Below are 14,084 nucleotides of genomic sequence, written 5' to 3' on the forward strand. Positions count from 1 at the left end.
GATGTCGCAGACGACGAGCCGGGTGCTGCAGCTGTTGGGTCTGCTGCAGTCGCGGCGCGTGTGGACCGGGGAGGAACTCGCCGAACGGCTCAGCGTCACCACCCGCAGCGTGCGCCGCGACATCGACCGGCTGCGCGAACTCGGCTACCCCGTTGCGGCCAGCACCGGCCACGGCGGCGGCTATCAGCTCGGCGCGGGCGCGGCGCTGCCCCCGCTGCTGCTCGACCCCGACGAGGCCGTCGCGATGGCGGTCTGCCTGCGCGTCGCCGCGGGCGGCACGGTCGCCGGCGTCACCGAATCCGCGCTGCGCGCGCTGAGCAAGCTCGATCAGGTGATGCCGGCGCGGCTGCGCTCGCAGGTCTCGGCCGTGCACGACACCACCGTCACGCTCGCCTCGACCCCGCCCGAGGTGGTCGACCCCGACGTGCTCATGACGCTCGCCCGCGCCTGCCGCGACCGCGAACACGTCACCGCCGGCTACGTTGACCGGGCCGGCAAGGCCACCCGCCGCCGGCTGGAGCCCTACCAGCTGGTGACCACCGGCCGGCGCTGGTATCTGCTGGCCTACGACCGCGACCGCCAGGACTGGCGCAGCCTGCGCCTGGACCGGATGGCCGACGTCGCCGCCGCAGGCACCACCTTCACCCCACGCGAGGCGCCCGACGCCGCCGACTACGTCCGCCGCTCCATCAGCACCTCGCCGTACCGCTACGTCGCGAAGGTGCGCTACCGGGCGCCGCGCGACGTCATCGCCGGCCACTTCCCGCCCGCCTCGGCGACCATCGAACCCGACGGCCCCGACGCGTGCATCGTCACCGCGGGCGCCGACGACCCCGAACGCATGGCGCTGTACTTCGCCGTCGCCGGCGCGGAATTCGAGGTGCTCGAACCGCCCGAGGTGATCGCCGCCGTCGGCGCCGTGGCCGACCGGCTGGGCCGCGCCGTCAGTCGATGATGCCGAGGCGTTCGAGCAGCACCAGGAACGCCGCGGCGAACGGGCTGTCGGCGGTGTCGCGGCGCACGCTGTCCCAGTCCACCTGCTCCCGGGTGGCGCGGATGGACGGCAGCAGCGCCGCGAAGTCGCAGTGATGCTCGTTGAGCGAGTTCAGCTTCTCGATGACCACGTGCGTCGGCGCCAGCACCCGCATCCGGATGGCCAGCACGTCGAGTTCCTCGGCCGCAGCCACCGCTTCCTTCGTCACCGGGATGCCGTTGAGCCGGTGCAGCACGTCGATCACGAAATCCTCGCCGACGCAGGCCTTGAACAGCCAGTCCTCCGGGGTGCGCTCGATGCGGAACCCAGCCTTCTCCAGCGTCAGCGCCGCCGCCTCGGTGTCCTCCTCGGCGACCACGAAGTCCACGTCGTGCACCGGCTCCGGGCCGCCGAAGGCCCACAGCGCGTAGCTGCCCGCCAGCGCGAAGTCCGGACCCTCGGCCCGCAGGGCCGAAGCTGAGCGGCGCAGCGCATCACGCAGCGCATCGTTACGGGCGGACATCGACCTACTTTCACGGGTGTCGGGGGACGAGCACGGCGGGTACCTAGTACCCCATGCGCTTGGCGACATTCAACATTCTCCATGGACGCAGCGTTCACGACGGCGACGTCAAGCTCGGCCGGCTGGCCGACGCGATCCGCGACCTCGACGCCGACATCGTCGCGCTGCAGGAGGTGGACCTCGACCAGCCACGCTCCGGCAAGGCCGACCTGACCGCCGTTGCGGCCGAGGCGATGCACGCGGTGAGTCACCGCTTCGTCGCCGCGCTCGCGGGCACACCGGGCGCGACGTGGATGGCGGCCACCGGCCGCGAACAGCCCGGCACCGCCGCCTATGGCATCGCGCTGCTGTCCCGGTTCCCGGCCGAGATGTGGCAGGTGGTGCGGCTGCCGCGGATCCCGATGCGCTTCCCGATGTACCTGCCCGGCCCCAACCGCGTGCAGGTCGTCCACGAGGAGCCGCGGGCGGCGATGGTCGGCCGGTTCGACACGCCGCTGGGCCCGCTGACCGTCGCCAACACCCACCTGTCGTTCGTGCCGGGCTGGAACCGTGTGCAGATGCGTCGGCTGATCCGTGACCTGCGTGGCTTCGACGGGCCCCGGATGCTGATGGGCGACCTCAACGTCACCCCGCCGTCACCGACGCGGTGGACCACCATGCGACCGCTCGCCGAGGGGCTGACCTTCCCCACCGAGAACCCCGACCGCCAGCTCGACCACATCCTCACCGACGACCCCGGGCTGCGCGTCGACCACTGCGAGACCGTGGCGTTGCCGATCTCCGACCACCGCGCGCTGGTCGTCGACATCTCCCGCGCATAGGTTCGATGCGTGCTCACGCTGGCCCTCGACGTGGGCGGCACGAAGGTCGCCGCCGGGCTCGTCGACCCCGACGGTGCGCTGGTCGCGCGCTGGGAGCGGCCGACGCCGCGCGGCGACGCCGAGGCGGTGTGGGATGCCGTCGCCGCGCTTCTTGCAGACGGGATGCGCGGCGGGCCGGTGGACCGGGTGGGGATCGCCTCGGCCGGTCCCATCGACGTACCGTCGGGAACCGTCAGCCCCATCAATGTGACGGCGTGGCAACGGTTTCCGGTCGTTTCGCGGGTGGCGGACGCGACCGGGCTGCCGGTCGTGCTGGGCGGGGACGGGCTGTGCATGACGCTGGGGGAGCGGTGGCGCGGCGCCGGTCGCGGCGCGGAGTTTTTGCTCGGCATGGTGGTGTCGACGGGGGTCGGCGGCGGGCTGGTGTTCGACGGCGCCCCGTACCACGGCCGCACCGGCAACGCGGGGCACGTCGGGCACGTCGTCGTCGACCCGTCCGGTGCGCTGTGTTCATGCGGTGGGCACGGCTGCGTGGAGACGCTCGCGGGCGGCCCGCGGATGGTGGCGTGGGCCCGCGCGCAGGGCTGGGGCGGGGACGACGCCCGGGCGCTGGCCGCCGCTGCGGCCGACGGGGAGGCGGTCGCGGTGCAGGCGTTCACGCGGGCCGGCCGCGCGGTGGCGGCGATGATCGCGTCGGTGGCCGCGGTGTGCGACCTGGACCTGGTGGTGATCGGCGGCGGCGTCGCCCGCGCCGGGGCGGTGCTGTTCGATCCGCTGCGCGCGGCGCTCGACGGGTACGCCGGGCTGGACTTCCTGCGCGGGCTGCGGGTGGTGCCCGCCGAACTCGCCGACGCCGGGCTGATCGGCGCCGCCGCGCTGGCCAACGGTTCCGCCGCACGCCGACCGGGTACGCCGCCACCATGACCGCACCCGAACCGCAGCCCGCCGAGACGCCGGAACGCGGCACCCCGACCGAGACCCCCGAACGGCTGACGCCCGCGGAGACGCCCGAACGGCTGACCCCCGCCGAGACCCCCGAACGCGTCACGCCGGAGTAGTTCTTGCCCGCTCGGACCGCGGCGAGCGTGCGCGAAGTGCTGCCCCGCAGCGGCGTTTCGGGGTGCAGACACGCACGCTCGCGGTAATGAGGGGGCGGCGTTTTGCCTGATACGAGCGCGGCACGCTAACATTGCCGGGTTCCACCGAAGACCGTCGGTTACCGAGTGATCGGTTGAAGGTCCCGGATCTGATCCGGGCGGCCCACGCAGGAGGACGAGGTAACACTATTCGTGTGCGCCCCGGCCTGTCTGCGCCGGGGCGTTCGTCGTTTCGGGGCCGGCCAGCGTGACCCGGTGGGGCATCCGCTACCCACCACAAGGAGGCATGCATGGCCACGGCTGAGAAAGCCACGGCGGTTGCCGACATCGCCGAGCAGTTCAAGGAGGCGACGGCCACCGTCGTCACCGAGTACCGCGGCCTCACGGTGGCCAACCTCGCCGAGCTGCGTCGCTCGCTCGGTGACTCCGCCACCTACACCGTCGCGAAGAACACCCTGGTCAAGCGCGCCGCTGCCGAAGCCGGGATCGACGGTCTCGACGACCTGTTCGCCGGCCCGACGGCGATCGCGTTCGTCAAGGGCGAGCCCGTCGACGCCGCCAAGGCGATCAAGAACTTCGCCAAGGACCACAAGGCGCTCGTCATCAAGGGCGGCTACATGGAGGGCCGCGCGCTCTCCATCGACGAGGTCAATCGCATTGCGGACCTCGAGTCGCGCGAGGTGCTGCTGGCCAAGCTGGCCGGCGCGATGAAGGGCAACCTGAGCAAGGCCGCCGGCCTGTTCAACGCGCCCGCGTCGCAGGTCGCCCGCCTGGCTGCCGCGCTGCAAGAGAAGAAGTCCGGCGAATCCGCCGCCTGATCCACACCACCCACAGACCGAAGTAAGTAAGGAAAGGACCTAACCATGGCCAAGCTGTCCACCGACGAACTGCTCGACGCGTTCAAGGAAATGACCCTGCTCGAGCTCTCCGAGTTCGTGAAGCAGTTCGAGGAGACCTTCGAGGTCACCGCGGCCGCTCCGGTCGCCGTTGCCGCCGCCGGTGGTGCCGGCGCCGCTCCGGCCGAGGCCGCCGAGGAGCAGACCGAGTTCGACGTCATCCTCGAGAGCGCCGGCGACAAGAAGATCGGCGTCATCAAGGTCGTCCGCGAGATCGTCTCGGGCCTGGGCCTCAAGGAAGCCAAGGACCTGGTCGACAGCGCCCCGAAGCCGATCCTCGAGAAGGCTCCGAAGGAAGCTGCCGACGACGCCAAGGCCAAGCTGGAGGCGGCCGGCGCGACGGTCTCCGTCAAGTAAGTTCGCACGTCGTTCTGTGGGGTCGGCCCGGTCACGGGTCGGCCCCACAGTCGTCTCTGCGGCCACCCAGCAAACCGCGCATTTCGGCACCCGGATTCCTGTCCGGTCACTATGGTCAACGGGCACAAGTGCTGCCACGCTGCGGCGTACGCTATGGTGACTCAAGCCACAGGCGGGGAGCACGTGGCGCGAAGCACTCTGGCGGAAGGATTTGCGCGTGGGGATCGGGATTCAGGTTGAGGGGCTCACCAAGTCCTTCGGTTCCCAGCGAATCTGGGAAGACGTCACGATGGAGATCCCGGCCGGCGAGGTGAGCGTGCTGCTCGGCCCGTCCGGTACCGGTAAGTCGGTGTTCCTCAAGTCGCTGATCGGTCTGCTGCGCCCCGAGCGCGGCAAGGTCATCGTCGACGGCACCAACATCATCGAGTGCTCGGCCAAGGAGCTCTACGAGATTCGCACCCTGTTCGGCGTCATGTTCCAGGACGGTGCGCTGTTCGGCTCGATGAGCCTGTATGACAACACCGCTTTCCCCTTGCGTGAGCACACCAAGAAGAAGGAAAGCGAGATCCGCCAGATCGTCATGGAGAAGCTGGACCTCGTCGGTCTGGCCGGTGACGAGAACAAGTTCCCGGGCGAGATCTCCGGCGGTATGCGCAAGCGCGCCGGCCTGGCCCGCTCGCTGGTGCTCGACCCGCAGATCATCCTCTGCGACGAGCCCGACTCCGGTCTGGACCCGGTGCGTACCGCCTACCTGAGCCAGCTGCTGATCGACATCAACGCGCAGATCGACTGCACGATCCTGATCGTCACGCACAACATCAACATCGCCCGCACGGTGCCGGACAACATGGGCATGCTGTTCCGCAAGCACCTGGTGATGTTCGGCCCGCGCGAGGTGCTGCTGACCAGCGACGAGCCCGTGGTCAAGCAGTTCCTCAACGGCCGCCGGCTGGGCCCCATCGGCATGTCGGAGGAGAAGGACGAGTCGACGATGGCCGAGGAGCAGGCCATGGTCGACGCCGGTCACCACGACGGTGGCGTCGAGGAGATCGAGGGCGTGCCGCCGCAGGTCAGCGCCACGCCGGGGATGCCGGAGCGCCGGGCCGTCGCCCGCCGCCAGGCTCGGGTGCGCGAGATTCTGCACACCCTGCCGCCCAAGGCGCAGGAAGCGATCCGCGACGACCTCGAAGGCACCCACAAGTACCCGGTGCACGACTTCGGCGACGAGCCGACCAACCGGCACCACCACGAGGACGACGCCCCCACCGCGTCGATCCCGGTCTCTCGCGAGAGCTGACGCGAGCCTTCTGACGCGGCGTGCCGGGCGACCGGCGCGCCGCGTCGGCGTTTGCGCCCGCGTCGCCCCGCGGGGGAGTGCGTTGCGTCTCGGTCGGCGCCGCGGCCGTTTCTCCGGAACGGTCAGCGGGAAGCCACCGGGGACATCGACCGCCCACGATCTTGAAGGACCGCAGCTCCGAGGCGACATTTCCCCAGCCAACCTCGCGTCATCTCTTGACGGAATGCCCGAGACCGGCCAATCTGTTGGGCAGCATGTATTCACGGGTTGAGGACGCCAGCCAGCGCCTGATCGGCCGTGTGATGCGGCCGTTATATGGCGGTTGAGGAATAGGCGCGCGTGCGCTATCGTTGGACGTTGCGCTGGCTGCATCCTGCCCACCTCACCTGCACTAGACATCGTGGTCCTAGCCTGAGCTCGATCTCTGCTCAGTGATCTAGACGCGTGCCGTTGTTCGGGGAGCCCGGACAGGCCGCTATGCCAGCCGAACCGACGCAGATACGCGGCACAAGGTCCGGTGCAGGCCGGCACCCGAAATGTCGCTTGAGGTGCTGGAAGGATGCATCTTGGCAGTCTCTAGCCAGAGCAAGTCAGCAAAAGCTATCACCAATAACTCCGTCCCCGGAGCACCAAATCGTATTTCCTTCGCCAAGCTCCGTGAGCCCCTCGAGGTTCCGGGGCTGCTCGACGTTCAGACCGAGTCATTCGACTGGCTGGTCGGTGCCGACAGCTGGCGTGAGAAGGCCACGGCCCGCGGGGACGTGAACCCGACGGGTGGCCTCGAAGAGGTTCTGCTCGAGCTGTCGCCGATCGAGGACTTCTCGGGCTCGATGTCGCTGTCCTTCTCCGACCCGCGCTTCGACGAGGTCAAGGCCCCGGTCGAGGAGTGCAAAGACAAGGACATGACGTACGCGGCCCCGCTGTTCGTCACGGCCGAGTTCATCAACAACAACACCGGTGAGATCAAGAGCCAGACGGTGTTCATGGGTGACTTCCCGATGATGACGGAGAAGGGCACCTTCATCATCAACGGCACCGAGCGTGTCGTGGTCAGCCAGCTGGTCCGCTCGCCGGGCGTCTACTTCGACGAGTCGATCGACAAGTCCACCGAGAAGACGCTGCACAGCGTCAAGGTGATCCCCGGCCGCGGTGCGTGGCTGGAGTTCGACGTCGACAAGCGCGACACCGTCGGTGTCCGCATCGACCGCAAGCGTCGTCAGCCGGTCACCGTGCTGCTCAAGGCGCTGGGCTGGACCAACGAGCAGATCACCGAGCGGTTCGGCTTCAGCGAGATCATGATGAGCACGCTGGAGAAGGACAACACCGCAGGCACCGACGAGGCGCTGCTCGACATCTACCGCAAGCTGCGTCCGGGCGAGCCGCCCACCAAGGAGTCCGCGCAGACCCTGCTGGAGAACCTGTTCTTCAAGGAGAAGCGCTACGACCTGGCCCGCGTCGGCCGCTACAAGGTCAACAAGAAGCTCGGCCTGCACGGCGAAAAGGGAGCCGAGTCGTTCAGCTCCACCACGCTGACCGAAGAGGACGTCGTCGCCACCATCGAGTACCTGGTGCGCCTGCACCAGGGCGACACGATGATGACCGTCCCGGGCGGTGTCGAGGTGCCGGTCGAGGTCGATGACATCGACCACTTCGGCAACCGTCGTCTGCGCACCGTCGGCGAGCTGATCCAGAATCAGATCCGCGTCGGCCTGTCGCGTATGGAGCGCGTCGTGCGTGAGCGCATGACCACCCAGGACGTCGAGGCGATCACGCCGCAGACCCTGATCAACATCCGTCCCGTCGTGGCGGCGATCAAGGAGTTCTTCGGTACGTCGCAGCTGTCGCAGTTCATGGACCAGAACAACCCGCTGTCGGGTCTGACCCACAAGCGCCGCCTGTCGGCGCTGGGCCCCGGCGGTCTGTCCCGTGAGCGCGCCGGCCTCGAGGTCCGCGACGTGCACGCCAGCCACTACGGCCGCATGTGCCCGATCGAAACCCCTGAGGGTCCGAACATCGGCCTGATCGGCTCGCTGTCGGTGTACGCGCGGGTCAACCCGTTCGGCTTCATCGAGACGCCGTACCGCAAGGTCGTCGACGGCGTGGTCACCGACCAGATCGACTACCTCACCGCCGACGAGGAGGACCGCCACGTCGTGGCGCAGGCCAACTCGCCGCTGGACGACGAGGGCCACTTCACCGAGGACCGCATCCTGGTCCGACGCAAGGGTGGTGAGGTCGAGTTCGTCTCGGCCACCGAGGTCGACTACATGGACGTCTCGCCGCGCCAGATGGTGTCGGTCGCGACGGCGATGATCCCGTTCCTTGAGCACGACGACGCCAACCGTGCCCTGATGGGTGCCAACATGCAGCGCCAGGCGGTTCCGCTGGTGCGCAGCGAGGCCCCGCTGGTCGGCACCGGGATGGAGCTGCGCGCCGCGATCGACGCCGGCGACGTCGTCGTCAGCGATAAGGCGGGCGTGGTCGAGGAGGTCTCGGCCGACTACATCACCGTGATGGCCGACGACGGCACCCGGCACACCTACCGGATGCGCAAGTTCGCCCGCTCCAACCACGGCACCTGCGCCAACCAGCGTCCGATCGTCGACGCCGGCCAGCGCGTGGAGGCCGGTCAGGTGGTCGCGGACGGGCCGTGCACCCAGAACGGTGAGATGGCCCTGGGCAAGAACCTGCTCGTGGCGATCATGCCGTGGGAGGGCCACAACTACGAGGACGCGATCATCCTCTCCAACCGCCTGGTGGAGGAGGACGTGCTCACCTCGATCCACATCGAGGAGCATGAGATCGACGCCCGCGACACCAAGCTGGGCGCCGAGGAGATCACCCGGGACATCCCGAACGTCTCCGACGAGGTGCTGGCTGACCTCGACGAGCGCGGCATCGTCCGCATCGGCGCCGAGGTTCGCGACGGCGACATCCTGGTCGGCAAGGTCACCCCGAAGGGTGAGACCGAGCTGACCCCGGAGGAGCGGCTGCTCCGCGCGATCTTCGGTGAGAAGGCGCGCGAGGTCCGCGACACGTCGCTGAAGGTGCCGCACGGTGAGTCCGGCAAGGTCATCGGCATCCGGGTGTTCTCCCGCGAGGACGACGACGAGCTGCCCGCCGGCGTCAACGAGCTGGTCCGCGTCTACGTCGCGCAGAAGCGCAAGATCTCCGACGGCGACAAGCTGGCCGGACGCCACGGCAACAAGGGCGTCATCGGCAAGATCCTGCCCGTCGAGGACATGCCGTTCCTGCCCGACGGCACCCCGGTGGACATCATCCTGAACACCCACGGTGTGCCGCGTCGTATGAACATCGGCCAGATCCTGGAGACCCACCTCGGGTGGGTCGCCAAGGCCGGCTGGAACATCAACGTGGCCGGCGCCGAAGGTGTCCCGGACTGGGCGAGCAAGCTGCCCGAGGAGCTGTACTCAGCCCCGTCGGACAGCATCGTCGCCACCCCGGTGTTCGACGGTGCCCGCGAGAACGAGCTGCAGGGCCTGCTCGGGTCCACGCTGCCCAACCGCGACGGCGAGGTCATGGTCGACTCGGACGGCAAGTCCCAGCTGTTCGACGGACGCAGCGGCGAACCGTTCCCGTACCCGGTGACGGTCGGCTACATGTACATCCTCAAGCTGCACCACCTGGTGGACGACAAGATCCACGCCCGCTCGACCGGTCCGTACTCGATGATCACCCAGCAGCCGCTCGGTGGTAAGGCGCAGTTCGGTGGTCAGCGGTTCGGCGAGATGGAGTGCTGGGCCATGCAGGCCTACGGCGCCGCCTACACGCTGCAGGAGTTGCTGACCATCAAGTCCGACGACACGGTGGGTCGCGTCAAGGTGTACGAGGCGATCGTCAAGGGCGAGAACATCCCCGAGCCCGGCATCCCCGAGTCGTTCAAGGTGTTGCTCAAGGAACTCCAGTCGCTGTGCCTCAACGTCGAGGTGCTGTCTTCGGACGGCGCCGCGATCGAGATGCGCGACGGCGACGACGAGGACCTGGAGCGCGCCGCGGCGAACCTGGGCATCAACCTGTCGCGCAACGAATCGGCTTCTGTCGAGGATTTGGCCTGACGAACCGGCGGGCGCTTCAGCGCCCGCCGCAAGTCCGGCCCCAGATAGTCACTAATCCCGAAAGGGGAAAGGGAGTTACGTGTTAGACGTCAACTTCTTCGATGAGCTCCGCATCGGCCTCGCCACCGCCGACGACATTCGTCAGTGGTCCTACGGCGAGGTCAAGAAGCCGGAGACCATCAACTACCGCACGCTCAAGCCCGAGAAGGACGGCCTGTTCTGCGAGAAGATCTTCGGACCGACTCGCGACTGGGAGTGCTACTGCGGTAAGTACAAGCGCGTCCGGTTCAAGGGCATCATCTGCGAGCGCTGCGGCGTCGAGGTGACCCGCGCCAAGGTGCGCCGTGAGCGGATGGGCCACATCGAGCTGGCCGCACCCGTCACGCACATCTGGTACTTCAAGGGCGTCCCGTCGCGCCTGGGCTACCTGCTGGACCTGGCGCCGAAGGATCTCGAGAAGATCATCTACTTCGCCGCGTACGTGATCACGTCGGTCGACGACGAGATGCGCCACAACGAGCTGTCGACGCTGGAGGCCGAGATGGCCGTCGAGCGCAAGGCCGTCGAGGATCAGCGTGACCTCGACCTGGCCGAGCGTGCGCAGAAGCTCGAGAACGACCTGGCCGAGCTCGAGCGCGAGGGTGCCAAGTCCGACGTGCGCCGCAAGGTGCGCGACGGCGGCGAGCGCGAGATGCGTCAGCTGCGTGACCGGGCCCAGCGCGAGCTGGACCGGCTCGAGGAGATCTGGACGACCTTCACCAAGCTGGCGCCCAAGCAGCTCATCGTCGACGAGGTGCTCTACCGCGAGCTCGTCGACCGCTACGGCGAGTACTTCACCGGCGCCATGGGCGCGGAGTCGATCAAGAAGCTCATCGAGAACTTCGACATCGACGCCGAGGCCGAGTCGCTGCGCGACACCATCAAGAACGGCAAGGGCCAGAAGAAGCTGCGCGCCCTCAAGCGTCTGAAGGTCGTCGCGGCGTTCCAGACCAACGCCAACTCGCCCATGGGCATGGTGCTCGACGCCGTCCCGGTGATCCCGCCGGAGCTGCGCCCGATGGTTCAGCTCGACGGTGGCCGCTTCGCGACCTCCGACCTGAACGACCTGTACCGCCGCGTGATCAACCGCAACAACCGGTTGAAGCGACTGATCGACCTCGGCGCGCCCGAGATCATCGTCAACAACGAGAAGCGCATGCTCCAGGAGTCGGTGGACGCGCTGTTCGACAACGGCCGTCGCGGCCGGCCCGTCACCGGGCCCGGCAACCGTCCGCTGAAGTCTTTGAGCGATCTGCTCAAGGGCAAGCAGGGCCGGTTCCGTCAGAACCTGCTCGGTAAGCGCGTCGACTACTCGGGCCGTTCGGTCATCGTCGTCGGCCCGCAGCTCAAGCTGCACCAGTGCGGTCTGCCCAAGCTGATGGCGCTCGAGCTGTTCAAGCCGTTCGTGATGAAGCGTCTGGTCGACCTGAACCACGCGCAGAACATCAAGAGCGCAAAGCGCATGGTCGAGCGTCAGCGGCCGCAGGTGTGGGATGTCCTCGAAGAGGTCATCGCCGAGCACCCCGTGCTGCTGAACCGCGCACCCACGCTGCACCGCCTCGGTATCCAGGCCTTCGAGCCGCAGCTGGTCGAGGGCAAGGCCATCCAGCTGCACCCGCTGGTCTGTGAGGCGTTCAACGCGGACTTCGACGGTGACCAGATGGCCGTGCACCTTCCGCTGAGCGCGGAGGCGCAGGCCGAGGCCCGCATCCTGATGCTGTCGTCGAACAACATCCTGTCGCCGGCCTCGGGTAAGCCGCTGGCCATGCCGCGTCTGGACATGGTGACCGGGCTGTTCTTCCTGACCACCCAGATCGACGGGGACACCGGGCACTACCGGGCCGCCGAGAAGGATCAGCCGGAGGAAGGCGTCTACAGCTCGCCGGCCGAGGCCATCATGGCCATGGACCGCGGTGCGCTGTCGGTGCGGGCACCCATCAAGGTCCGGCTGACGCAGCTGCGTCCGCCGGCCGACCTGGAGCCCCAGCTGTTCGAGAACGGCTGGAAGCCCGGCGACGCCTGGACCGCGGACACCACGCTGGGCCGGGTGCTGTTCAACGAGCTGCTGCCGATCTCGTATCCGTTCGTCAACGAGCAGATGCACAAGAAGGTCCAGGCCCGGATCATCAACGATCTGGCCGAGCGCTTCCCGATGATCGTGGTGGCGCAGACCGTCGACAAGCTCAAGGACGCCGGCTTCTACTGGGCCACCCGTTCGGGTGTCACCGTGTCGATGGCCGACGTGCTCGTGCCGCCGCAGAAGCAGGAGATCCTCGACCGCTACGAGAAGGAAGCGGACGGGATCGAGCGCAAGTACCAGCGTGGCGCCCTGAACCACAAGGAGCGCAACGACTCGCTGGTCAAGATCTGGCAGGACGCCACCGAAGAGGTCGGTAAGGCCCTGGAGGAGCACTACCCGGCGGACAACCCGATCATCACGATCGTGAAGTCGGGCGCCACGGGTAACCTCACCCAGACCCGCACCCTGGCCGGCATGAAGGGCCTGGTGACCAACCCGAAGGGTGAGTTCATCCCGCGGCCGATCAAGTCCTCGTTCCGCGAGGGCCTGACGGTGCTGGAGTACTTCATCAACACCCACGGCGCCCGTAAGGGTCTGGCGGACACCGCGCTGCGTACCGCGGACTCGGGTTACCTGACCCGTCGTCTGGTCGACGTGTCGCAGGACGTCATCGTGCGCGAGACCGACTGCGAGACCGAGCGCGGCATCACCGTCACGCTGGCCGAGAAGCTGCCCGACGGCACGCTGGTGCGCGATGCGCACGTCGAGACCTCGGCGTTCGCCCGGACCCTGGCCACCGATGCGGTCGACGCCGACGGCAACGTCGTCATCGAGCGCGGCCACGACCTGGGTGACCCGGCCATCGACGCGCTGCTCGCCGCGGGCATCACCACGGTGAAGGTGCGCTCGGTGCTGACCTGTGCGTCGGCCACCGGCGTGTGCGCCCGCTGCTACGGCCGCTCGATGGCCACCGGCAAGCTGGTCGACATCGGTGAGGCCGTCGGTATCGTCGCCGCGCAGTCCATCGGCGAGCCCGGCACGCAGCTGACCATGCGCACCTTCCACCAGGGCGGTGTGGGTGAGGACATCACCGGTGGTCTGCCCCGCGTGCAGGAGTTGTTCGAGGCCCGCGTGCCCCGCAACAAGGCGCCGATCGCCGACGTCACCGGCCGCGTGCGGCTGGAGGAGGGCGACCGCTTCTACAAGATCACCATCGTCCCCGACGACGGTGGCGAGGAAGTGGTGTACGACAAGCTCTCCAAGCGTCAGCGGCTGCGCGTGATCAAGCACGAGGACGGCACCGAGAAGGTGCTCTCCGACGGCGATCACGTGCGCGTCGGTGAGCAGCTGATGGAAGGCTCGGCCGATCCGCACGAGGTGCTGCGTGTGCAGGGCCCGCGCGAGGTGCAGATCCACCTGGTCCACGAGGTCCAGGAGGTCTACCGGGCCCAGGGCGTGTCGATCCACGACAAGCACATCGAGGTCATCGTCCGGCAGATGCTGCGTCGCGTCACGATCATCGACTCGGGCGCCACGGAGTTCCTGCCCGGCTCGCTGACCGAGCGTGCGGAGTTCGAGTCGGAGAACCGTCGCGTCGTGGCCGAGGGCGCGGAGCCCGCCGCCGGCCGCCCGGTGCTGATGGGTATCACCAAGGCGTCGCTGGCCACGGATTCGTGGCTGTCGGCGGCGTCGTTCCAGGAGACCACGCGAGTGCTGACCGATGCGGCGATCAACTGCCGCAGCGACAAGCTGCAGGGTCTGAAGGAGAACGTGATCATCGGCAAGCTGATCCCGGCCGGTACCGGCATCAACCGCTACCGCAACATCCAGGTGCAGCCGACCGAGGAGGCCCGGGCCGCCGCGTACACGATCCCGTCCTACGAGGATCAGTACTACAGCCCGGACTTCGGCCAGGCCACCGGTGCCGCGGTGCCGCTGGACGACTACGGCTACAGCGACTACCGGTAGTCACCTCTCTGCGCGAG

Annotated in this window: 10 protein-coding genes; 9 read left to right on the plus strand and 1 reads right to left on the minus strand. The window is 68.2% G+C overall.

Annotation, left to right across the window (positions count from 1 at the left end):
• The first annotated feature begins 1 nt into the window (after window position 1).
• The gene (locus tag E4P42_RS12645) at window positions 2-955 is read left to right on the plus strand and encodes a YafY family protein (RefSeq protein WP_135126406.1); all 954 of its coding nucleotides are present in this window, start codon (window positions 2-4) and stop codon (window positions 953-955) included.
• Here the strand turns inward: E4P42_RS12645 and E4P42_RS12650 are convergent.
• Window positions 945-1,496, minus strand: a complete 552-nt coding sequence (locus E4P42_RS12650; protein ID WP_135126407.1) for a nucleotidyltransferase — start codon at window positions 1,494-1,496, stop codon at window positions 945-947. The two genes, E4P42_RS12645 and E4P42_RS12650, sit on opposite strands and share 11 nt — an antisense overlap.
• A gap of 53 nt (window positions 1,497-1,549) precedes the next feature.
• On the opposite strand from E4P42_RS12650, the gene E4P42_RS12655 reads away from it, so the two are divergent.
• From E4P42_RS12655 to E4P42_RS12685, 8 genes are all read left to right on the plus strand, one after another.
• Window positions 1,550-2,317, plus strand: a complete 768-nt coding sequence (locus E4P42_RS12655; protein ID WP_135126408.1) for an endonuclease/exonuclease/phosphatase family protein — start codon at window positions 1,550-1,552, stop codon at window positions 2,315-2,317.
• A 9-nt stretch (window positions 2,318-2,326) separates the two neighbouring features.
• Window positions 2,327-3,241, plus strand: coding sequence for an ROK family protein (locus E4P42_RS12660; RefSeq protein WP_135126409.1), 915 nt, complete (start codon window positions 2,327-2,329; stop codon window positions 3,239-3,241).
• Window positions 3,238-3,375 (plus strand): hypothetical protein, encoded by a 138-nt coding sequence (locus E4P42_RS26985; protein ID WP_167759468.1) that lies wholly within the window; start codon window positions 3,238-3,240, stop codon window positions 3,373-3,375. Before E4P42_RS12660 ends, E4P42_RS26985 begins: the two co-directional genes overlap by 4 nt.
• Window positions 3,376-3,704: 329 nt before the next feature.
• On the plus strand, window positions 3,705-4,232 hold the full coding sequence (gene rplJ / locus E4P42_RS12665) for a 50S ribosomal protein L10 (RefSeq protein WP_135126410.1): 528 nt from the start codon (window positions 3,705-3,707) through the stop codon (window positions 4,230-4,232).
• Between the two features lie 45 nt (window positions 4,233-4,277).
• Window positions 4,278-4,667 (plus strand): 50S ribosomal protein L7/L12, encoded by a 390-nt coding sequence (rplL, locus tag E4P42_RS12670; RefSeq protein ID WP_135126411.1) that lies wholly within the window; start codon window positions 4,278-4,280, stop codon window positions 4,665-4,667.
• 217 nt (window positions 4,668-4,884) lie between these two features.
• A complete protein-coding gene (locus tag E4P42_RS12675) occupies window positions 4,885-5,964 on the plus strand; it encodes an ABC transporter ATP-binding protein (protein WP_135126412.1) in 1,080 nt (359 codons plus the stop codon).
• A 566-nt stretch (window positions 5,965-6,530) separates the two neighbouring features.
• Window positions 6,531-10,040 carry a DNA-directed RNA polymerase subunit beta gene (locus E4P42_RS12680; protein ID WP_371287025.1) on the plus strand — a complete coding sequence of 1,170 codons (3,510 nt, stop codon included), beginning with the start codon at window positions 6,531-6,533 and terminating at the stop codon, window positions 10,038-10,040.
• 79 nt (window positions 10,041-10,119) lie between these two features.
• The gene (locus E4P42_RS12685) at window positions 10,120-14,067 is read left to right on the plus strand and encodes a DNA-directed RNA polymerase subunit beta' (RefSeq protein WP_135126414.1); all 3,948 of its coding nucleotides are present in this window, start codon (window positions 10,120-10,122) and stop codon (window positions 14,065-14,067) included.
• The last annotated feature ends 17 nt before the right edge of the window (window positions 14,068-14,084 follow it).

Origin of the sequence: Mycobacterium sp. PS03-16 (genome assembly GCF_004570325.1) — a bacterium.
In the GTDB taxonomy this organism is placed as follows: Bacteria; Actinomycetota; Actinomycetes; order Mycobacteriales; family Mycobacteriaceae; genus Mycobacterium.

Bases quoted from the DNA above. Each gene is read 5' to 3' on its own strand.
- E4P42_RS12645 (WP_135126406.1), top strand. From the start codon at position 2: ATGTCGCAGACGACGAGCCGGGTGCTGCAGCTGTTGGGTCTGCTGCAG.
- E4P42_RS12650 (WP_135126407.1), bottom strand. From the start codon at position 1,496: ATGTCCGCCCGTAACGATGCGCTGCGTGATGCGCTGCGCCGCTCAGCT.
- E4P42_RS12655 (WP_135126408.1), top strand. From the start codon at position 1,550: ATGCGCTTGGCGACATTCAACATTCTCCATGGACGCAGCGTTCACGAC.
- E4P42_RS26985 (WP_167759468.1), top strand. From the start codon at position 3,238: ATGACCGCACCCGAACCGCAGCCCGCCGAGACGCCGGAACGCGGCACC.
- rplJ (WP_135126410.1), top strand. From the start codon at position 3,705: ATGGCCACGGCTGAGAAAGCCACGGCGGTTGCCGACATCGCCGAGCAG.
- rplL (WP_135126411.1), top strand. From the start codon at position 4,278: ATGGCCAAGCTGTCCACCGACGAACTGCTCGACGCGTTCAAGGAAATG.